This is a genomic window from Cellulomonas uda (assembly GCF_006538705.1).
Classification (GTDB): Bacteria; Actinomycetota; Actinomycetes; order Actinomycetales; family Cellulomonadaceae; genus Cellulomonas; species Cellulomonas uda.
Genome location: NZ_BJLP01000013.1, coordinates 1 through 20,462, shown reverse-complemented (window position 1 = coordinate 20,462; position 20,462 = coordinate 1). Strand labels below are relative to the sequence as shown.

At 74.8% G+C, this 20,462-nt stretch carries 18 protein-coding genes and 1 tRNA gene; 7 read left to right on the top strand and 12 right to left on the bottom strand.

Annotated features, from left to right (window positions below):
- Nucleotides 1-6: 6 nt before the first annotated feature.
- A complete protein-coding gene (locus CUD01_RS05225) occupies nucleotides 7-357 on the bottom strand; it encodes a DUF488 domain-containing protein (RefSeq protein ID WP_166771980.1) in 351 nt (116 codons plus the stop codon).
- 303 nt (nucleotides 358-660) lie between these two features.
- Between CUD01_RS05225 and CUD01_RS16830 the strand changes: the two genes are divergently transcribed.
- Nucleotides 661-828 (top strand): hypothetical protein, encoded by a 168-nt coding sequence (locus CUD01_RS16830; RefSeq protein ID WP_208404929.1) that lies wholly within the window; start codon nucleotides 661-663, stop codon nucleotides 826-828.
- 107 nt (nucleotides 829-935) lie between these two features.
- Here CUD01_RS16830 and CUD01_RS05215 read toward each other — a convergent pair.
- The 11 genes from CUD01_RS05215 to CUD01_RS05165 all read right to left on the bottom strand — a co-directional run bounded on the left by CUD01_RS05215 (nucleotide 936) and on the right by CUD01_RS05165 (nucleotide 11,730).
- Nucleotides 936-1,008: transfer RNA gene (locus CUD01_RS05215), tRNA-Ala, on the bottom strand.
- 95 nt (nucleotides 1,009-1,103) lie between these two features.
- Nucleotides 1,104-1,799 carry a histidine phosphatase family protein gene (locus CUD01_RS05210; RefSeq protein ID WP_094180422.1) on the bottom strand — a complete coding sequence of 232 codons (696 nt, stop codon included), beginning with the start codon at nucleotides 1,797-1,799 and terminating at the stop codon, nucleotides 1,104-1,106.
- Nucleotides 1,796-2,188: a ribosome silencing factor gene (rsfS, locus tag CUD01_RS05205; RefSeq protein WP_141319283.1), complete on the bottom strand. Its 393-nt coding sequence runs from the start codon at nucleotides 2,186-2,188 to the stop codon at nucleotides 1,796-1,798. Before rsfS ends, CUD01_RS05210 begins: the two co-directional genes overlap by 4 nt.
- Before the next feature lie 22 nt (nucleotides 2,189-2,210).
- The gene (locus CUD01_RS16445; protein WP_166771979.1) at nucleotides 2,211-3,692 is read right to left on the bottom strand and encodes a hypothetical protein; all 1,482 of its coding nucleotides are present in this window, start codon (nucleotides 3,690-3,692) and stop codon (nucleotides 2,211-2,213) included.
- Between the two features lie 68 nt (nucleotides 3,693-3,760).
- The gene (gene nadD / locus CUD01_RS05190; protein ID WP_280525804.1) at nucleotides 3,761-4,348 is read right to left on the bottom strand and encodes a nicotinate-nucleotide adenylyltransferase; all 588 of its coding nucleotides are present in this window, start codon (nucleotides 4,346-4,348) and stop codon (nucleotides 3,761-3,763) included.
- 19 nt (nucleotides 4,349-4,367) lie between these two features.
- On the bottom strand, nucleotides 4,368-4,523 hold the full coding sequence (locus CUD01_RS16440) for a hypothetical protein (protein WP_166771978.1): 156 nt from the start codon (nucleotides 4,521-4,523) through the stop codon (nucleotides 4,368-4,370).
- A 155-nt stretch (nucleotides 4,524-4,678) separates the two neighbouring features.
- Nucleotides 4,679-5,824, bottom strand: a complete 1,146-nt coding sequence (gene proB / locus CUD01_RS05185; protein ID WP_141319277.1) for a glutamate 5-kinase — start codon at nucleotides 5,822-5,824, stop codon at nucleotides 4,679-4,681.
- A 16-nt stretch (nucleotides 5,825-5,840) separates the two neighbouring features.
- Complete coding sequence (obgE, locus tag CUD01_RS05180; RefSeq protein WP_094180428.1) at nucleotides 5,841-7,358, bottom strand: GTPase ObgE; 1,518 nt, start codon at nucleotides 7,356-7,358, stop codon at nucleotides 5,841-5,843.
- Between the two features lie 94 nt (nucleotides 7,359-7,452).
- Nucleotides 7,453-7,710 (bottom strand): 50S ribosomal protein L27, encoded by a 258-nt coding sequence (rpmA, locus tag CUD01_RS05175; RefSeq protein ID WP_094180429.1) that lies wholly within the window; start codon nucleotides 7,708-7,710, stop codon nucleotides 7,453-7,455.
- Between the two features lie 63 nt (nucleotides 7,711-7,773).
- Nucleotides 7,774-8,082, bottom strand: a complete 309-nt coding sequence (gene rplU, locus CUD01_RS05170) for a 50S ribosomal protein L21 (RefSeq protein ID WP_174773827.1) — start codon at nucleotides 8,080-8,082, stop codon at nucleotides 7,774-7,776.
- A gap of 243 nt (nucleotides 8,083-8,325) precedes the next feature.
- Nucleotides 8,326-11,730 carry a ribonuclease E/G gene (locus tag CUD01_RS05165; protein WP_244937666.1) on the bottom strand — a complete coding sequence of 1,135 codons (3,405 nt, stop codon included), beginning with the start codon at nucleotides 11,728-11,730 and terminating at the stop codon, nucleotides 8,326-8,328.
- A 426-nt stretch (nucleotides 11,731-12,156) separates the two neighbouring features.
- Here CUD01_RS05165 and CUD01_RS05160 point away from each other — a divergent pair, with 426 nt between their 5' ends.
- The 6 genes from CUD01_RS05160 to CUD01_RS05135 form a co-directional block, all read left to right on the top strand.
- The gene (locus tag CUD01_RS05160; protein WP_141319272.1) at nucleotides 12,157-13,683 is read left to right on the top strand and encodes a cytochrome ubiquinol oxidase subunit I; all 1,527 of its coding nucleotides are present in this window, start codon (nucleotides 12,157-12,159) and stop codon (nucleotides 13,681-13,683) included.
- Between the two features lie 22 nt (nucleotides 13,684-13,705).
- Nucleotides 13,706-14,791: a cytochrome d ubiquinol oxidase subunit II gene (gene cydB, locus CUD01_RS05155; protein ID WP_141319270.1), complete on the top strand. Its 1,086-nt coding sequence runs from the start codon at nucleotides 13,706-13,708 to the stop codon at nucleotides 14,789-14,791.
- Complete coding sequence (gene cydD / locus CUD01_RS05150) at nucleotides 14,788-16,464, top strand: thiol reductant ABC exporter subunit CydD (RefSeq protein ID WP_141319268.1); 1,677 nt, start codon at nucleotides 14,788-14,790, stop codon at nucleotides 16,462-16,464. Before cydB ends, cydD begins: the two co-directional genes overlap by 4 nt.
- Nucleotides 16,461-18,284: a thiol reductant ABC exporter subunit CydC gene (cydC, locus tag CUD01_RS05145; RefSeq protein WP_244937665.1), complete on the top strand. Its 1,824-nt coding sequence runs from the start codon at nucleotides 16,461-16,463 to the stop codon at nucleotides 18,282-18,284. Before cydD ends, cydC begins: the two co-directional genes overlap by 4 nt.
- Nucleotides 18,281-20,062: a GAF domain-containing sensor histidine kinase gene (locus CUD01_RS05140; RefSeq protein WP_094180434.1), complete on the top strand. Its 1,782-nt coding sequence runs from the start codon at nucleotides 18,281-18,283 to the stop codon at nucleotides 20,060-20,062. Before cydC ends, CUD01_RS05140 begins: the two co-directional genes overlap by 4 nt.
- Nucleotides 20,063-20,106: 44 nt before the next feature.
- Nucleotides 20,107-20,462, top strand: a 356-nt coding sequence (locus tag CUD01_RS05135; protein WP_141319266.1) for a hypothetical protein, incomplete at its 3' end; no start/stop codon positions are given.

Below are 20,462 nucleotides of genomic sequence, written 5' to 3'. Positions count from 1 at the left end.
CGCGGGTCAGCGCGTGCGCTCGTCGAGCAGCCGCGCCAGGACCGTGAGGTGACTCAGCTCCACCTCGCGCGTCGCGGTCACCATCGTCGTCGGCTCGTGCTCCACCAGCGCGGCCAGCCGCGCGAACGCGTCCGCCTGCTCGCCCTGCGCGAGCTCCGCCTCGTAGCGACGGGCGAACTCGTCGAACGCCTCGGCACGATGGCCGTACCAGTGCCGCAGCTCCGTGCTCGGCGCGGCCAGCGGCAGCCACTCGTCGATCCGCGGGTCGTCCTTGCGCATCCCGCGCGGCCACAGCCGGTCCACGAGGACGCGACGGCTCCCGTCGCCCTCGTCGTACACCCGCCCGACCTGCACCATGCCCCACATCATGCACTTTCCTCCCGACCCGCACGCGCCGAGCGCCGGCCGACCGCGACGAGGCCGCCGGCCCGAGGTGCGGCACCTCACCGCTCGGTAGCATCCCGACGTGGGCGCAGCCGACGTCGGGATCCTCACTGGCCCGCCCGGGGCCGGGAAGTCCACGACGGCACGCGCGCTCGCCGCGTCGCACCCGCGTGCGGTGCACCTGCACACCGACGACGTCTGGCACTGGGTCGTCTCGGGGGCAGTCCCCCGTACCTGCCCGAGGCCGACGCGCAGAACCAGACGGTCCTGCGCGTCGTGGCCCAGGCAGCGTTCACGTATGCCGAGGGCGGCTACCTCACGGTCGTCGACGGCATCGTCGGGCCATGGATGCTCGCGCAGACCGCCTGCGCGGTGCACGCGGCAGTGGGCTCCGGCCGGTACGTCCTCGGCCCGAGCGACCACGCCGGACCACCAGGAGCCTGACCGGTCCTCGCGGCGCGAGGGCGGACCCCAGCGACCACCCGCTCGCACCACACCGGCGCCAGAGACGACGAGAGCGGGCCGTCGACGACGACCCGCTCTCGATCCGGTGGAGCTGAGGGGACTCGAACCCCTGACCCCCTGCATGCCATGCAGGTGCGCTACCAGCTGCGCCACAGCCCCGTGTTCTGTTGTCGGCCCCCGTGGGGACGCTCGGAGAGTCTAGGCCGATGACCGGCCCGGACGCCAATCCGCCCCCGTGCGACGCACGTCACGCGTCAGTCGGGGTCGCGGGTCGAGCCGCCCTCGTGCTCGTCGGTGCGGTCCGGGCCGGCGTTCCAGTCCGCGGAGGCGTCCGTCGGGCCGAGGTTGTAGCCGACGAGCCGCCACGCGGGCGCGACACCCGACGACGACGGCACGAGCTCCGCCCAGTGCGCGTTGTGCATCCCCGCGAGCGCGCGCCAGTCGGCGGGCAGACCCATGAGCTCGGCGACCGCGGAGCTGATCGCGGCACCGTGCGACACGATCACGAGGGTCTCCTCGCGCGTCATGCGCTGGGCGTGCTCGTCGATCGCCGCCGCCGTGCGCTGCGCGACCTCGAGGCGGGTCTCGGCGCCCACGCGCTCGGGTTCACCGCCGGCCCGCCACAGCGCGAACTCCTGCGGCCACCGCTCGGCGATCTCGGCGCCGCTCAGACCCTCCCACTCGCCGAACGCGCGTTCGCGCACGCGCTCGTCGGTCTCGACCTCGACGCCCGTCATGCGCGCGAGCGGGTCGGCGGTCTCACGGGCGCGGCCCAGGTCGGAGGACACGACGCGCGTCGGGGTGTGCCGCACGAGCATCGCGGCCGCCGCGGTGCGCGCCTGCCAGCGCCCGACGTCGTCGAGCGGGATGTCCACCTGGCCCTGGAGCCGGGCGGTGGCGTTGAACGCGGTGCGGCCGTGCCGCCAGAGCAGCAGGCGGCCGACGGTCACGAGTCCGCCTCGCTCCCGTCACCGCCCCGCGCGTCGGCGGGCAGCTCGATGAGCGGGCAGTCCTTCCACAGGCGCTCGAGCGCGTAGTACACGCGGTCCTCCGCGTGCTGCACGTGCACCACGACGTCGCCGAAGTCGATGAGCACCCAGCGCCCCTGCGCCTTGCCCTCGCGACGCACGGGCTTGGCGCCGAGCGCGAACAGCGACTCCTCGACCGCGTCGACGATCGCGCCGACCTGCCGCTCGTTGGTGCCCGACGCGATGAGGAACACGTCCGTCAGGACGAGCTGCTCGCTCACGTCGAGCGCGATGATCTCCTGCGCCTTGAGGTCGGACGCCGCGCGGGCGGCGGTGACGGCGAGCTCGACGGCACGTTCGGTGGCGGCCACTGGTCTCCTAGGTTCGGGTGGGTCAGGCGCTCGGCCCGGCCCGGGCGGCGGACACCGTGACCACGGTGCTGCCCGAGGCGGTCGCCTCGCCGCTCGCCTTCGTGTACAGCAGGACGATGAGGAAGCCGAGGACGAACGCCACGACGGCGAGCACGATGAGGTGCAGCCACGTGTAGGGGTGGCGCGGACGCTCGTCGTCCTCCTCCTCGTCGGGCTCGACGGCGTCGTGCTCGGTGCCGGGCACGGGTGCGAAGGGCCGGCCCGCGGCGGACTCGGACGGGGTGTCGTGGCCCCACGGCGTCGCCGCGGGCTCGGCCTGGGGCGCCGGGCCGGGCGCCACCGACGGCGTCGGCGTCCACCCCGTCGAGGCACCCGCGGGCGCCCAGCTCGAGCCGGGCGCCGCCGCGGGAGACGCGGCGGGGGCTGCGGCGGGTGCCGGGGCCGACGCGGCAGCGGCCGCACCGAGACCGGTCACGCCGAAGCCCGTCACCCCGAAGCCCGATGCCGGTGCCGACGGCCCGCCGGTGGGCGCCGGACCCGTCGGGGCAGGCTGCGTCGGGGCAGGGTGCGTCGGGGCAGGCTGCGTCGGGGCGGGCTGCGCGGGCGCCGAGCGCGCGGTCCGCGGCACCGAGCCGTCCGGGCGGGTCACCGGCGCCTGCGCGCCAGCGGTCGTCGGAGCCCACCCCGTGCCCTGCGCGGGCTGCGACCACGACGGCGCGGCCGCCGGCGCTGGACCGGCCGGCTGCTGCGGGACCGCCGGGGCGGGACGGGCGGACGGCTGGGCGGCGGGGGGCGCGTACGACGACGCGGGCGCCTCCGGGCGACCGCCCGTCCACGCGGACGTGCGCGCCGCGGGGACGACGGGCTGCGCCGGGGGGGCCTGCGCGCCACGCTGGGCTGCACCGGGCTGGGCACCGGGCTGGGCTGCGCCGGGCCGGGCTGCACCGGGCTGGCCCGACGTCCCCCACGCGGGACCGGGCGCCGGGGCCGGGGCGGGCGTCGCGGCGGGACGCGGCGCGCTCGGCGGGACGGCGACCGAGCGCGAGCTCGTCGGGTCGAGCATCGTGTCGCGCACGGACGACCGGCGGGGACGCTCCACGGGAGCGGGAGCCGACGGGCCCGCGGCGGGGCCTGCGGTGGGTGCGCCCGGAGCGGGCATCGGGGTGCCCACGGGTCGCGCGGACGGCTGAGGAGCAGCCGACGAGGCCGGCCGCGGCGCGGTGGGGCCGGTCGGCTGCTGGGGCGCCCACGCGGGGGCGGCCGCGGGCTGCGCGGACGGACGCTGGGCCGCGGGCTGCGCGGACGGACGCTGCGGCGTGGCGGGTGCCGCAGCGCCGCCGGACGCCGGGTACCCGCTCTGCGTGCCGGGCCAGCCGGGGGCGGTCGGGTGCTGCTGGACCGGGGCGTCGAACGACTCGCTCGCCGCCCGTCGGGCGCGACGCGACCCCGGTGCGGGCACCCCGTCCGGTCCCGTGGCGGACGCCTGCGGGGCCTCCGGGGTCACGGGCGTCCCGACGCTGGCGTCGTCGCTCCGGTGCAGGTCACGGCGCCGCGGCCGTGCTCCTGGTTCCGTCATGACAAACCTCGATACAGCTGGTGCTTCGCGATGTACTGGACCACCCCGTCGGGGACGAGGTACCAGACCGGCTGGCCGGCCCGTTCCCGGGCGCGCACGTCGGTCGAGGAGATCGCCAGGGCCGGGATCTCCATGACGTGCACCCGGTCCACCGGCAGTCCCTCGACCGAGAGCGTGTGCCCCGGGCGTGTGACGGCCACGAACTGCGCCATCGAGAACAGCTCCTGCGCATCCTTCCACGTCAGGATCTGGGCGACAGCGTCGGCACCGGTGATGAAGAACAACTCGGCATCCGGCCGAGCCGCCTTGAGGTCCCGCAGGGTGTCCACGGTGAACGTCACACCGCCGCGGTCGATGTCCACCCGGCTGACCGTGAACCGCGGGTTGGAGGCCGTCGCGATCACGGTCATCAGGTAGCGGTGCTCCGCGGGCGTGACGTCCTGGTCCTGCTTGAACGACGGCGTGCCCGTCGGGACGAAGACGACCTCGTCGAGGCCGAACCTCGCGGCGACCTCGCTCGCCGCGACCAGGTGGCCGTGGTGGACGGGGTCGAACGTCCCGCCCATCACCCCCAGTCGCGTCACCGGGCGGTCGTGCACGCGATCAGTGACGCGTGCCGACGAGACGGAAGGCGTAGGTGAACAGCAGCGCTGCGACGAGGCCCACGAACGCACCGATGCCGAACACGACGGGCGGGAAGGGCAGCTCGTTCGTCTTCTCGGCAGCTTCCCCAGCGGCGGCGATCAAGGCGGCGTGCACGGCAGTCCTCCGGTGCTCGAGTGGTGGTGCTCTGACCATCGCCCCCCTCCCGGGGGACGAGCGTTGACGATTGTCGCACGTCCTGCTCGGCGAGCGGAGGCCCGCACGCCCCGTGAGACCCCGTCCGCCGGGGTCCGGACGGGATACCTCCGGCCTCAGGAGGTCGGGCGGCGGCGCAAGAGGACGAGGTCGTCGCGGTGTACGAGCTCGCGGTCGTAGCCCGCACCGAGCTCGCGGCGCAGGTCGCGCGTCGAGCGTCCCAGCAGGCTCGGCACCTCGTCCGCGCCGAACGCCACGAGCCCGCGTCCGACGACGCGACCGTCGGGTGCGACGAGCTCGACGGGGTCCCCCGCCTCGAAGTCGCCCTCGACGGCGGTGACGCCCGCGGGCAGCAGCGACGTGCGTCGCTCGACGACCGCCTTGACCGCACCCTCGTCGAGGACGAGGCGCCCACGGACGCGCGCGGCGTGCGCGAGCCACAGGAGGCGGATCGACGTGCGCCGTCCGGTCGCCGCGAACCACGTGCCGACGTCGTCGCCCGCGAGCGCCTGCGCGGCCTGCGCGGCCGAGGTCAGCACCACGGGGATGCCGGACGCGGTCGCGATCGCGACCGACTCGAGCTTGGTCACCATCCCGCCCGTGCCGACCGCCGACCCGCGCCGCGAGACGTCGATCCCCTCGAGGTCGCGCGGGGTGTCGACGCGCGAGATCCGCCGCGCGCCCGGCGCGGACGGCGCCGCGGTGTACAGGGCGTCCACGTCGGTCAGCAGCACGAGCGCGTCGGCGTGCACGAGGTGCGAGACGAGCGCCGCGAGGCGGTCGTTGTCACCGAACCGGATCTCGTCGGTCGCGACCGCGTCGTTCTCGTTGATGACGGGGACGACGCCCAGGTCCAGCAGGCGGGTGAGCGCGCGGTGCGCGTTGCGGTAGTGCACCCGCCGCACGGTGTCGTCGGCGGTGAGCAGCACCTGCCCGACGCGCAGCCCGAGGTCCGCGAACGCCTTGGTGTAGTGCGCCACCAGCAGCCCCTGCCCCACCGAGGCGGCCGCCTGCTGCGTCGCGAGGTCCCGCGGGCGTGCCGCGAGGCCGAGCGGACCGATGGCCGCGGCGATGGCGCCCGACGAGACGAGCACGACCTGCCCGCCCTCGGCACGGCGCTTCGCGAGCACGTCGACGAGGGCGCGCAGCCGCGCCGGGTCGAGGCGCCCGTCCGGGCTCGTCAGGGACGACGACCCGACCTTGACGACGATCCGCGAGGCCGTGGCGATCTCGGCACGGTCGTGCAACGGGGCGGCGGTCACCTGGGCATTCTCCCGGTCAGTCGGCGTCCGGGTCGGTCCACACGCCGTGCTCGCGCTCGGAGCGCAGCTCGGCGCGGGCGGCGGCCTTGGCGTCCATCCGGTCCTTGAACTCGGCGCGCTTCTCGCCGCGCGTCGGACGGGAGTGGTCCTCGAGCCGCAGGTCCGTCCCGCGCGCACCGAGCAGCTCGGCGCCGGTGACGAGAGTGGGCTCCCAGTCGAACACGACGGAGTTCGTCTCGGGCCCGATGCGCACCTCGTCGCCCGCGACGGCGCCGGCGGCGAACAGCCGCTCCTCGACGCCGAGGCGCGCGAGGCGGTCCGCGAGGTACCCGACGGCCTCGTCGTTGTTGAAGTCCGTCTGACGCACCCAGCGCTCGGGCTTCTCGCCCCGCACCTGGAACCACACCTCACCGCCGGCCTCGCGCCGGGTGACCGTGAAGCCCGCCTCGTCGACGGCACGCGGTCGCAGCACGACGCGCGTCGCCTCGGGCGCGGGCGCCTCGCGACGCGCGGTCTCGACGATCTGCGCGAGGGCGAACGTGAGCGGACGCAGGCCCTCGTGGCTGGCCGTCGAGACCTCGAACACCCGCAGGCCGCGCGCCTCGAGCTCGGGACGGACCAGCTCGGCGAGCTCACGCGCCTCGGGCACGTCGATCTTGTTGAGCACGACGACGTGCGGACGCTGGGTGAGCGGCACGCCACCACCCTCGATCTCCAGGTCCCCCGCGTACGCCGCGAGCTCGGCCTCGATGACGTCGAGGTCGCTCAGCGGGTCGCGGCCGGGCTCCAGCGTGGCGCAGTCGAGCACGTGCACGAGCACGGCGCACCGCTCGACGTGCCGCAGGAACTCCAGCCCGAGCCCACGCCCCTCGGACGCGCCCGGGATCAGCCCCGGCACGTCCGCGACGGTGTAGCGCGCGTCGCCCGCCTGCACCACGCCGAGGTTCGGCACGAGGGTGGTGAACGGGTAGTCCGCGATCTTCGGGCGTGCCGCGGAGATCGCGGCGACGAGGCTCGACTTGCCCGCCGACGGGTACCCGACGAGCGCGACGTCGGCGATCGTCTTGAGCTCGAGCACGACGTCCGCGCTCTCGCCGGGCTCGCCGAGCAGCGCGAAGCCGGGTGCCTTGCGGCGCGGCGACGCGAGCGCCGCGTTGCCGAGCCCACCACGCCCGCCGGACGCGACGACGTACTCCGCGCCGACCCCCACGAGGTCGGCGACCACGTCGCCGTCCGGGGTCTTGACGACCGTGCCGTCCGGGACGCCGAGGACGAGGTCCTCCCCCGTCGCACCCGACCGGTGGTCACCCATGCCCTGCGTGCCGGACGAGGCCCGCCGGTGCGGCAGGTGGTGGAACTCGAGCAGCGTGGTGACCTGGGGGTCGACCCGCAGGATCACCGAGCCGCCGTTGCCGCCGTTCCCGCCGTCGGGGCCGGCGAGCGGCTTGAACTTCTCACGGTGGATGGACGCGCAGCCGTGCCCGCCGTCACCACCGGTCGCGTGCAGCACCACGCGGTCGACGAACGTCGCCACGGCGGACCTCCTGGGATAGCGGGACTTCGATGGTCGAACGACGAAGGGGCGCACCGAGACGGTGCGCCCCTTCGTGACGAGTCGTGGAGAGGACTCAGGCCTCGGCAGCCACGATGTCGACGACCTTGCGGCCGCGGCGCGTGCCGAACTGCACCGCACCGGCGGCCAGCGCGAACAGCGTGTCGTCGCCACCGCGACCCACGTTGTTGCCGGGGTGGAAGTGGGTGCCGCGCTGGCGGACGATGATCTCGCCGGCCTTGACGACCTGGCCACCGAAGCGCTTCACGCCCAGGCGCTGGGCGTTCGAGTCGCGACCGTTGCGCGAGGAGCTCGCGCCCTTCTTGTGTGCCATGACGAACCTGCTCTCGGGTTGCTCAGAACTGTCGCTGCAGCCGCGGCGTGCCGCGGCGCGAGATCACTTGATGCCGGTGACCTTCAGGCGCGTGAGGGCCTGACGGTGGCCCTGGCGCTTGCGGTAGCCGGTCTTGTTCTTGTACTTGAGGATGTCGATCTTCGGGCCCTTCTCGTCCCGGACGACCTCCGCCGTGACCTTGACCTTCGCGAGCGCGCCCGCGTCGGTGGTCACCTTCTCGCCGTCGACGAGCAGGAGTGCCGGCAGCTCGACCGTCGAACCCGCCTCGGCGGCGAGACGGTCGACGACGACGACGTCGCCGACGGCGACCTTCTCCTGGCGGCCGCCGGCCTTCACGATCGCGTACACCACGTTGCTGCTCATCTCTGCTCGTCGAACTGCTCGGTCCAGGGTGTCAGGTGCCAGCCTGCGCCCGCGCGCGTCCCGCAGCGTCCGGGAGGCCCGGTCCGGTGGGGAGTCGCGTCCGCGTCGACCTCGTCGGTCAATCGGCGGCACACATGACCAGCGCGCACACGGCGCACCGTCGATCTAGGTTACGGACCCTGCGCCGCAGGGTCAAACCACGCGGCGCACGTCACACGCGCCGCGCGGTGGTCAACGCGTCGCACCGTCGTCCGGCGCCTCGTCGGCGTCGAACGTCACGAAGACCGACGGGTCGACGGGGGTCAGCTCCAGGTGCTCCGCGGAGGCCGGCTCCTTGCGCAGCGAGGACAGCTCGGCGAGCACGTCGAGCTCGGGGCCGGCGCCCTTCTCGGGGTCGGCCGGGGCCTCGACGACGACCGTCGTCGCGACCTCGTGCGCCGCGGCCTCGGGCTCGGGCTCGGACGCGACGGGCTCAGGTGCGACAGCCTCGGGTGCGTCCGGCTGAGGTGCGACCTGCTCGGGCGCGACCTCGTCGTGGTGCTCGTGGTCGTGCTCGTGCGCGTGCGCGGCGGCGGCGGCGATGGTCGCGAGCGTCGCCTTCACGGCCGAGCGCTCCTGCGGGAGCACGGGTACGCCCGTGTGCGCCGCGGCAGGGGCCGCCTCCTTGGTCCCGCCGCGCTTGCGCCGCGCGCGCTTGGGCTCGTCGGCCGCGGCCGGCGCGGGCGCCCCCGCGTCGGGACGCGGGTTCTTCTCGACGGGCTGGTCGTGCACGATGAAGCCGCGCCCGTGGCAGTGCTCGCACGTCTCGGAGAACGCCTCGACGAGGCCCTGGCCGACGCGCTTGCGGGTCATCTGCACGAGGCCCAGCGACGTCACCTCGGCCACCTGGTGCTTGGTGCGGTCCCGGCCCAGGCACTCCACGAGCCGGCGCAGCACCAGGTCGCGGTTCGACTCGAGCACCATGTCGATGAAGTCGATGACGATGATGCCGCCGATGTCGCGCAGCCTCAGCTGGCGGACGATCTCCTCGGCCGCCTCGAGGTTGTTGCGCGTGACGGTCTCCTCGAGCGTGCCGCCCGAGCCGGTGAACTTCCCGGTGTTGACGTCGACGACCGTCATCGCCTCGGTGCGGTCGATCACGAGCGAGCCGCCCGACGGCAGCCAGACCTTGCGGTCCATGCCCTTGGTGAGCTGCTCGTCGATGCGGTGCGCCGCGAACACGTCCCCCGTCCCGGTGTACTTCGACACCTTCTGGGCGAGGTCCGGCGCGAGCTCGTCGATGTACGACGAGATGGTCGACCAGGCGTCGCCGCCCTGGACGACGAGCGAGGAGAAGTCGTCGTTGAAGATGTCGCGGACCACGCGGATCGCCATGTCCGGCTCGCCCTGCAGGAGCGCGGGCGCGGACGCGGTCTTCGACTTCTTCTCGATCGCCTCCCACTGCGCCTGCAGGCGCGCGATGTCGGCGCGCAGCTCGTCCTCGCTGGCACCCTCGGCGGCGGTACGCACGATCACGCCCGCGGAGTCGGGGACGACCTCGCGCAGGATCTTCTTGAGACGGTTGCGCTCGGTGTCGGGCAACTTGCGGCTGATGCCGGTCATGCCACCACCGGGCACGTACACCAGGTACCGGCCCGCGAGCGTGACCTGCGAGGTCAGCCGCGCGCCCTTGTGGCCGATCGGGTCCTTGGTGACCTGCACCAGCACCGAGTCGCCGGACTTCAGCGCCTGCTCGATCCGGCGCGGCTGGCCCTCGAGCCCGGCCGCGTCCCAGTTCACCTCGCCCGCGTACAGCACCGCGTTGCGGCCCTTGCCGACGTCGACGAACGCCGCCTCCATGCTCGGCAGCACGTTCTGCACGCGGCCCAGGTACACGTTGCCGACCATCGAGGCCTGCGCCTGGTTCGAGACGTAGTGCTCGACGAGCACGCCGTCCTCGAGCACGGCGATCTGCGTGCGACCGTCCTTCTCCCGCACGATCATCGACCGCTCGACCGACTCACGGCGCGCGAGGAACTCGGCCTCGGTGATGATCTGGCGGCGGCGGCCCGCGTCGCGGCCCTCGCGGCGGCGCTGACGCTTGGCCTCCAGGCGGGTCGAGCCGCGCAGCGCGGTGACCTCGTCACCGCGGCGACGCGGCTCCGCAGCGCTCTCGCCCTCGCCCGAGCGCGAACCGCGCCGACGACGGCGCCGACGACGGCTCGAGCCGCCGTCGCCCTGCTCGTCGTCGCCCTCGTCGCTCTCGGGCTCGTCGTCGCCCGACGCGGCGTCACCGGGCGTCTCGGTGCCCTCGTCGTCACGCTCGGCCGAGTCGGTCCGGCGGCGGCCACGGCCACCGCGACGACGACGACGGCGCTGGGCCGCCGACCCCTCCGCGCCGTCGTCCTCGGCCTCGTCGGTGCTGCCGCCCGAGTTGCTGCCCGAGTCGGTGTCCGGGGTCGCGTCCGCCAGCTCCCGGATGGCGGCGTCGGCCGTGAGGTCGCCGCCGGCGCCCGCCAGGTCGTCGCCGGGAACCGTCTCGGCGACGGTCTCGTCGGCCGCAGCCTTGTCCTGCGTGTCGTCGGTGCGCGCACCACGGCCCCGACGGCCGCGACGACGGCTCGAACGCTCGCCGCCCTGCGCCTCGCCGCCGGCCTCGACCGGCGCGCCCTCGGTGGGTCCGGCGGCGTCGGCCTTCTCCCCGGGGACGTCCTCGGCGGTGTGGCGGGCGGCCTGCGAGATCTCCTCGGGCGAGCCCGTGCTGGACGTCGCCCGGCGACGGCGCGGGCGCGACGTCGTGAGGTCCGGTGCCTGGAACAGCAGTGCCGTGGTGGCCAGCCGCGGCGCCAGGGGTGCGGCGACCTCGCTCGCAGGCTCGGTCGCGGCCCGGTCGGCGGGCGCGGGGGTCACGTCCTGCGCGACCGCGGCGTCCTCGTCCTCCTCCTCGACGACCTCGGGCGCCTCCTCGACCACGGGCTCCGGGGCGGTGGTGGCGCGGCGCGCGCGACGACGGGCCGGCTTCTCGGGGGCCTTCTCGGGGGCCTTCTCGGCGGCCTGAGGGGCGGACGCGTCGTCCGCGGTGGGCGTCTGCTCGTCGGTGCCCTCGAGCGCCTCGGGAGCGAGCGCCTCGGACGCGGGCGTCGCGACCGGACGCGTCGCCGCACGTCGGCGACGCGCGGGCCGGGCCGGCGCCTCGGCGTCGGCAGGCTGCGTGTCCGGCGACTCAGCGTCCGGCGACTGAGGGTCGGGCGACTGAGCGTCCGGCCACGGAGCCTCGGACGACACGGTGTCCGACGGCTCGGCGGCCGACTCGGGCGCCGCGTCGGGGGCGGGCGCCTCGGCGGCCTTAGCGCCGGCCTTCGCCGCGCGGGGTGCGCGGGTGCGGCGCGCCTTGGCGGGCTTCTCCGCCGCGGGCGTCTCGGCCGCGGCGACCTCGGGCGCGGCGACCTCGGGCGCCGTGACCTCGGGAGCAGCGATGTCGACGGGCGGGGCCTCGACGGGAGGCGTCTCCCCCGCGGCGGCCTCGGCCGCCACCGCCTCGGGCGGGGCCGCGGGGCGCGATGCGCGACGACGACGCGGGCGCGTGGTCGTCGGCTCACCCCCGTCCACGCTCGGTGCTGCTGCTGCGTCGAGCTCGGGGGTGTTCTGGTCGGTCACGCGAAGCGCTCCTGGGTACCGCGAACCACCCTCCACACGTGTGGCGGTCCTCGGTCGGTCGGTCGTCGCCCACGCGGCGCGTGGCGGCGGAAGTCGGTGGTCGCGGCCGCACACCGGGCCGGCGCGCACCATCGCCTGCCTCGTCCGTCCGGGCCGGGTGGCCTCTCGACGGTGCAGCGGCGGCTGGCGCGCGCAGCGCACTGGGTGCGAGCTCACGGGTCCGCCTCGCGGTGTGGGCGCTCGTCGGACCGCGGTCAGTATCGCACAGCACGGCCGCCGGGGCGCGTCCCGGCGCCCCGGCGGTTCACGACACGACGTCAGGTCCCGGGACCTTGGTCCCGGGACCGTCGACAGCGCCGTCCTAGCGTTTCGCCCAGGTGGGTTCACGCCCGATCCCACGCCGCCCGCACGCCTTCCGGAGAACACGTGGACGCCCTCGACCTGGCCCGCTGGCAGTTCGGCATCACGACCGTCTACCACTTCATCTTCGTGCCGCTGACGATCGGCCTGTCGCCGCTCGTCGCGATCATGCAGACGATCTGGTACCGCACGGGCAACGAGCGCTGGCTGCGACTGACCAAGTTCTTCGGCAAGCTCCTGCTGATCAACTTCGCGATCGGCGTCGCCACCGGCATCGTGCAGGAGTTCCAGTTCGGCATGGCGTGGAGCGAGTACTCGCGTTTCGTCGGTGACGTGTTCGGGGCGCCGCTCGCCATGGAGGCGCTCGCCGCGTTCTTCGTCGAGTCGACGTTCCTCGGGCTGTGGATCTTCGGCTGGGACAAGCTGCCCAAGAAGATCCACCTCGCGTGCATCTGGGCGGTCGCGATCGCGACGAACCTGTCGGCGTACTTCATCCTCGCGGCCAACTCGTGGATGCAGCACCCCGTGGGCATCACGTACAACTTCGAGACCGGTCGCGCCGAGATGAACGACATCGGCGCGGTGCTCACGAACCCGACGGTGCTCGCCGCGTTCCCGCACACGATCACCGCCGCGCTCCTGACCGCGGGCACGTTCGTCGCCGGCATCGCCGCCTGGTGGATGGTGAAGAAGGTCCGCTCGGGCGACGCCGCCACGGCGCGTGACGTGTACCGACCGGCCGTGATCCTCGGGCTCGTCGCGATGCTCGTCGGCGGCGCGGGCGTCGCGATCTCGGGCGACGCGCAGGCCAAGCTGATGTTCGACCAGCAGCCGGCGAAGATGGCGGCCGCCGAGGGCCTGTGCGAGTCGGTGGACGGCGCGTCGTTCTCGATCCTCGCGATCGGCGACCTCACCAACGACTGCGCGGGCGTCAAGCACCTCATCGAGATCCCGGGCCTGACCTCGTTCCTCGCGACCGGCGACTTCGACTCCCGGGTCCGTGGCGTCGACGAGCTGCAGGACTACTACGCGCAGTGGATCCGCGACTGGGAGGAGGCCAACGGCGTCGCCCCCACGTTCGACGACGACACGCGCTTCTACCCGAACCTCGCGATCACCTACTGGTCGTTCCGCCTCATGATCGGCTTCGGCGTCGGTTCGGCGGCCCTGTCCCTGGCCGCCCTGTGGCTGCTGCGCAAGAAGGGCGCGGTCACGGACAAGCCGTGGTTCGGCACGCTGGGCATCGCCGCGATCGCCACGCCGTTCCTGGCCTCGTCGTTCGGCTGGATCTTCACCGAGATGGGCCGGCAGCCGTGGGTGGTCGCCCCGAACCCGAACTCCTCGGGCGTCGACGGCGTGTGGCTGCTGACCGCGCGGGGCGTCTCGGTCGTCACGAGCCCCACGACGATCTGGATCTCGCTGATCGGCTTCACGCTCCTGTACGGCGTGCTCGCCGTGCTCTGGTACCGCCTCATGCACCGCTACGCGGTCGAGGGCGTCGCCGCCAGCGAGAAGGACCCGAGCCCCGAGGCGCGCGCCGCCGCCGGGGGCGACGGCTCCGACGACGACTCGACCCTGTCCTTCGCCTACTGAGCCGCGAGACGGAGACATCACCATGGAGCTCACGACCGTCTGGTTCGTCCTCATCGCGGTCCTGTGGACCGGCTACCTCGTGCTCGAGGGGTTCGACTTCGGTGTCGGCATGCTGCTCGGCCTCCTGCCCAAGAAGGGCGACAAGGAGCGCGAGCGACGCGTCATGATCAACACGATCGGCCCGGTGTGGGACGGCAACGAGGTATGGCTGCTCACCGCGGGCGGAGCGACGTTCGCGGCGTTCCCCGAGTGGTACGCGACGCTGTTCAGCGGGTTCTACCTGCCGCTGTTCCTCATCCTCGTCGCGCTCATCGTGCGCGTCGTGGCGTTCGAGTGGCGCGGCAAGATCGACGACGACCGCTGGCGCGCCTGGGCCGACCGCGCGCTGATCTTCGGCTCGTGGCTGCCGTCCGTCCTGTGGGGCGTGGCGTTCGCGAACATCGGGCGCGGCGTCGAGCTCGACGCCGACCACCAGTACGTGGGCGGGTTCTTCGCGCTGCTCAACCCGTTCGCGCTGCTCGGCGGCGTGGTGACCGCCCTGATCTTCCTGACGCACGGCGCGGTGTTCCTGGCGCTGAAGTCCGACGGCGACATCCGCACGCGGGCCGGCGTCTTCGCCGCGCGCTCGTCGGTCGCGACGCTCGTCGCGGCGGGCGTGTGGGCCGTGTGGCTGCAGCTGTCCTACTCCGACGAGGGCTGGACGTGGGCCGCGGTCGCCGTCGCCGCCGTCGCGCTCGTCCTCCTGGTGCTCGCGACCCGCGCGCGCCGCGAGGGCCGGGCGTTCGTCGCGTCCGCCGTCGCGATCGTCGCCGCCGTGGTGCTGATCTTCGGCTCGCTCTTCCCGGACGTCATGCCCGCGTTCGACCCGGCGAACTCGCTCACGGTCGAGAACGCGTCGTCGACGAGCTACACGCTCACGGTGATGACGTGGGTCGCGGTGATCCTCACCCCGCTCGTCCTGCTCTACCAGGGCTGGACGTACTGGGTGTTCCGCAAGCGTCTGACGACCGAGCACCTCCCCGCGCCCGCGGGCCTGCGCTTCGAGCGTCCGGTCGAGGCGCACGCCGGTCCGACGGACTCCGCGGGATCGGGCACGATCGAGGGGTGAGACCGCTCGACCCGCGCCTGCTGCGCCACGCCCGCGCAGCGCGGTGGTACGTCGCCCTGACCGTCGCGCTCGGCCTCGTGACCGCCGTCCTGGTCGTCGCGCAGGCACTCCTGCTGGCGCACGCGCTCGGGCGGGCCGTGTCCGACGGCGTGGACCTCGGGGCGGGCGCGTGGGACGCGCTCGCCCCGCTCGTCGGCTGGCTCGTGCTCGTCGTCGCCCTGCGCGTGCTCGTCACCGTGGTGCAGGAGCGGTACGCGCACCGGGCCGCGGCGCGCGCGGTGGCCGAGCTGCGCGAGCGCGTCGTCGCGCACGCCACCGCGCTGGGCCCGCGACGGCTCGGCGACGGCCGCGCACCCGAGGTCGTCGCTCTCGCGACGCGCGGGCTCGACGACCTCGAGCCGTACTTCGTGCGCTACCTGCCGCAGCTCGTGCTCGCGGCGACGGTCACACCCGCGACGCTGCTCGTGGTGCTCGGGCTGGAGTGGGTGTCCGCGGCGATCCTCGCCGCCGTGCTCCCCCTCGTCCCGCTGTTCATGTGGCTCGTGGGCGTGCTGACGCAGGGCCGCTCGCAGCGGGGCCTCGCGGCCATGCAGCGGCTCTCGGCGCAGGTCCTCGACCTCGTCGCGGGGCTGTCGACGCTGCGGGCGCTCGGGCGCGAGCGCGGCCCGGGCGCGCGCGTCCAGGCACTCGGCGACGCGCACCGGCGGGCGACGATGGGCACGCTGCGGATCGCGTTCCTGTCGGGCATGGTGCTCGAGCTGCTGGCGACGTTGTCGGTCGCGCTCGTCGCGGTCGGCGTCGGGCTGCGGCTCGTGCACGGCCACCTCGACCTGGTGACCGGCCTCGCGGTGCTCGTCCTCGCGCCCGAGGTGCTCGCCCCGCTGCGGGCCGTGGGTGCGCAGTTCCACGCCTCGACCGACGGCGTCGCCGCCGCCGAGGCCGCGTTCGCGCTGCTCGAGGAGCCGCTGCCCGTCGCCGCGGCCGCCACCGGGCCGGCGCCCGACCTGAGCCGCACCGCCGTGCGGCTCGAGCACGTCACCGTACGCACGGCCCGCGGCGCCACGCCCGACGACCTGAGCGTCGTCCTGACCCCCGGCCGGGTGACCGCGCTCGCCGGGCCGTCCGGGTCGGGCAAGTCCACCGCCGTCGAGGTGCTGCTCGGCCTCCTGACGCCCGACGAGGGCCGCGTGGTCCTCGGCGAGGACGCGGTCGTCGTCGCCGCCGACGCCCCGAGCACGGTCGACCTCGCCGACTTCCGGCGGCAGGTCTCGTGGCTGCCCCAGCGTCCCGTGCTGGAGCCGGGCACGCTCGCGCAGGTCGTGGGCGGCGACGACGAGCAGCGCGCCGCCGCCGCAGCCGTGACGGGGCTCGACGTCGTGGTCGACGAGCTCCCCGAGGGCTGGGCGACCCGCGTCGGCCGGGGCGGGCACGGCCTGTCCGTCGGTCAGGCGCAGCGTGCGGCGCTCACGCGCGCGCTCGTCGTGGCGGCACCGCTCGTCGTGCTCGACGAGCCCACCGCGCACCTCGACGACGCGAGCGAGCGCGGGGTGCTCCGCACCGTCGCGGCGCTGCGCGACGCCGGACGCACCGTGCTGCTCGTCGCGCACCGGCCCGCGCTCCTCGCGTGCGCGGACGACGTCGTGGTGCTCGCGGGCGAGCGGGTGACGCCGTGACGACGACCCGCCCCACGGCCCCGCGCGTGGTGGAGCTGCGCGACTCCCCCGCGCGCGGCACGCTGCGCCGTGCCGTCGCGCTGCTCGAGGTCGACCGCCGACGGTTCGCGTTCGCGGTCCTGCTCGGCACGCTCGCGCTCGGCTGCGCGGTCGCGCTCGCCGCCGTCTCCGCGTGGCTCATCGCCCGCGCCTCCCAGATGCCGCCCGTGCTGACCCTGTCGGTCGCGACGGTCGGTGTGCGTGCGTTCGGCGTCGGGCGCGGCGTGCTGCGGTACGTGGAGCGGCTCGTCTCGCACGACCTGGCGCTGTCCGGCATGAGCCGGCTGCGGACCTCGCTCTACGAACGGCTCGCGTCCGGGCAGCCGGGCGCGGTGCTCGCCGTGCGACGCGGCGACCTGCTCGCCCGGGTCGGGGCGGACGTCGACGACGTCGGCGACCTCGTCGTGCGCGGCCTGCTGCCCGCCGCGGTCGCGGCGACCCTCGGCGTCGCGACCACCGCGGCCATGACGATGATCTGGCCCCCCGCCGGCCTCGCGCTCGGCGCCTGCCTGGTGCTCGCGGGGGTGGTCGCACCGTGGCTCGCCGACCGCGGCGCCCGCACGTCGGAACGGCTCGGCACCCGGGCCCGCGCCGACGTCACCGCCGAGGCCCTCGCGCTGCTCGACGACGCCGGGCCGCTCACCGTCGCGGGTCGTGTCCCGCAGCGCCTCGCCGCGCTGCGGGAGGCCGACGCCCGCGCGCGTGCCGCGGTGGACGCGGGTGCCGGCCCCTCCGCCCTGGCGGCCGGGCTCGGCCAGCTCGCCACGGGGCTGGCGGTGCTCGCGGCCCTCGTCACCGGCATCCCGGCGGTCGGCGACGGCCGGCTCGCCCCGGTGCTCCTCGCGGTCGTCGTGCTGACCCCGCTCGCCGCGTTCGAGGCGACGTCGGTCCTCCCCCAGGCCGCGGTGCAGGTGCACCGGTCGCGCGCGGCGGCCGCGCGCATCCTCGCGCTGCTCGACGCGGCCGGCACCGCACCGGACGGCACCGCGCCGGACGGCACCGCGTCGGCCGAGACCGCACCGGCCGACACCGCGCAGGCCGCCGGCACGCGCGCGACGCGTCTGGCCGCACGCGACCTCGTCGTCGGCTGGCCGGGCGGACCCGACCTGCTGTCCCTGGACCTCGACCTGCGCGTCGGGCGCCTCGTCGCCGTCGTCGGTCCCTCCGGGACGGGCAAGACGACGCTCCTGCTCACGCTCGCCGGCCTGCTCGCACCGCACGCCGGCGACGTGGACGTGGACGGTTCGACCTCCGGCGGTGGCACGGCGCCGGTGCCGGGCCGCTCGACGTCCCTCACCGCCGAGGACGCCCACGTGTTCGGCACGACGCTGCTGGAGAACCTGCGCGTCGCGCGCGGCGACGTGACACCCGACGAGGCGAGCGCGGCGCTGGCCGCCGTCGGGCTCGGAACCTGGCTCGCGGACCTGCCGGACGGCCTCGCCACACCGCTCGGCCCGGACGGTCGCACCCTGTCCGGCGGCGAGCGCCGCCGCCTGCTGCTCGCGCGCGCGCTGCTGACCAGCACGCCGTTCCTCCTGCTCGACGAGCCGACGGAGCACCTCGACGGTGCGGGGGCCGACGACGTGCTGCACGTCCTGCGCGCGCAGCACGACCGGGGCGTGCTCGTCGTGACGCACCGCCTGACCGGGCTGGAGGTCGCGGACGAGGTGATCCGCATCGCGGACGGCCGGGTCGCGGCGCGCGGTACGCATGCGCACCTGCTCGCGCACGACGACGGCTACCGTGAGGCCGTGCAGCACGAGCTCCAGGACCAGCGATGAGCGACGACAACCCGGGCCCGGCCCACCGCCGCGGCGGCCGCGGCGAGGACGGCCTGGTACCGGTCGCCGGACAGCCGTTCACCGGCGGCGTCATGTCCGACTCGCAGGCTCCGCCCGTCCCGCTCACCGGCGACGCGCTCACCGACCTGCTCGACGCGATCCTCGCGGTCGCCTCCGAGCTCGAGCTGCCCGCGGTCCTCAACCGGTTCGTGCAGGTCAGCGCGGAGCTCACGGGAGCCCGGTACGGCGCGATCAACGTGCTCGACGACAACGGCGCCTCCACCACGTTCGTCTACACGGGCGTGCCCACGGCGATCGCCCGGATGATGCGGCACGCCCCGCACGCGCGCGGCGTCCTCGGCCAGATCCCGGTCCTGGGCGCGCTGCGCCTCGACGACCTCACCGACCACCCCGCGTTCCAGGGCTGGCCCGCCAACCACCCGCCGATGGGCTCCTTCCTCGGCGCGTCCGTCCGGCTGGGTGACCACGTGTTCGGCCAGCTGTACCTGTCCGAGAAGCCGGGCGGGTTCACGGAGTCCGACGAGCAGACCGTGATCGCGCTCGCCGCCGCGACCGGCGTCGCGGTCGCGAACGCCCAGCTCTACGCCGAGTCCGGCCGCCGCGAGCACTGGCTGCGCGCGGGCCAGGAGATCACGACGATGCTGCTCGAGGGCATCGACGAGGAGGACGCACTCGCGCACATCGCCGCCACGGCGCGCGCCGTCGCCGGGGCGGACACGGCCGCGCTCGCGCTGCCCGGTGTCGGGGGCCGGCTCATGATCGAGCTCGCCGACGGGCACGACGCCGACCGCCTGGTCGGCGTGCAGATGCCCGAGCACGGGCGTGCCTGGACCGTCATGACCGAGGGTCGGGGTCTGCTGACGCCCTCGCTGTCCGCGTCACGCAACGTCAAGGTCGAGCAGATGCGCGCGTTCGGCCCCGCGATGTTCGCGCCGCTGCAGACCTCGGGCCGCGGGGTCGGGGTGCTGATCCTGCTGCGGCGCGTCGGGTCGCTGCCGTTCGAGGAGAGCGATCTCGCCACCGCCGAGTCGTTCGCCTCCCAGGCCGCCCTCGCGTTCGTCCTCGCCGAGGCGCGGCACGCGCAGGACATCGCCGCACTGCTCGACGAGCGTGAGCGCATCGCCCGTGACCTGCACGACATGGCGATCCAGCAGCTCTTCGCGACCGGCATGCAGCTCGAGACCGTGCGCCGCCGCGCCGCCCGCGGCGTCGACCCGTCGGAGCTCACCTCGATCGTCGAGGAGGCCCTCGACAACGTCGACTCCTCCGTGCGGGAGATCCGCAAGATCGTCCACGCCCTGCGCGACCCCGACGCCGCCACCGGCCTCGTCGAACGTCTGCGCCGCGAGGCATCCCTCGCCCGCACCGGCCTCGGCTTCGCCCCCTCGCTCGTCGTCCAACTCGACGGCGCACCCCTGTCCGACGACGGGCTCGACGAGGACCGCCTCGACGAGCGCGTCGGCACGGAGCTGACCGACGACGTCGTCGCGGTCGTGCGTGAGGGGCTCGCCAACGCCGCGCGGCACGCGCACGCGTCGTCCGTGTCCGTCCGCGTGGACGTGTCGGGTCAGGGGCCGCTCGGCTCGGTGCGGGTCGACGTCGAGGACGACGGCCTGGGCCTGCCCACGACGCGCAGCCGCCGCTCCGGCACCGGCAACCTCGCCTCCCGCGCCCGCCAGCACGGCGGCACGTTCACCCTCGGCACCGCACCCGGCGGCCGCGGCACCCTCCTGAGCTGGCAGGCCCCCCTCGGCTGACCCGCACCTGGAGATCCCGGCGTGAGGTCCGCGTCGAGGCGGGCATGGCGAACGCGAGGTTCTGCTGCCTGATCGGCGTGCCCGAGCGGGTCGTGGCGGGCTGGCAGGACCGCGCCCGGGCGGTTGCCCGGTCAAGGGCGCTCGACCGTGAGCAGGTCACCGGTACCGATCTGGCGATGCGCTGCGCGTACGACGACGCGGGCAACGTCATCAGCGCGAAGGACCAGCCCACCGCGAAGATCGGCAAGGCGGCCCTGCCCTGGGACAACCAATGCTTCCAGTACGACGAGCTGCGCCGCCTGATCCAGGCGTGGACCGCGAAGTCGGCCACCTCGTGCGCCGCGCCGAGCACCGCCTCCGAGGTGGGTGGAGCTGCGCCTTATTGGCACCCGTACACCTT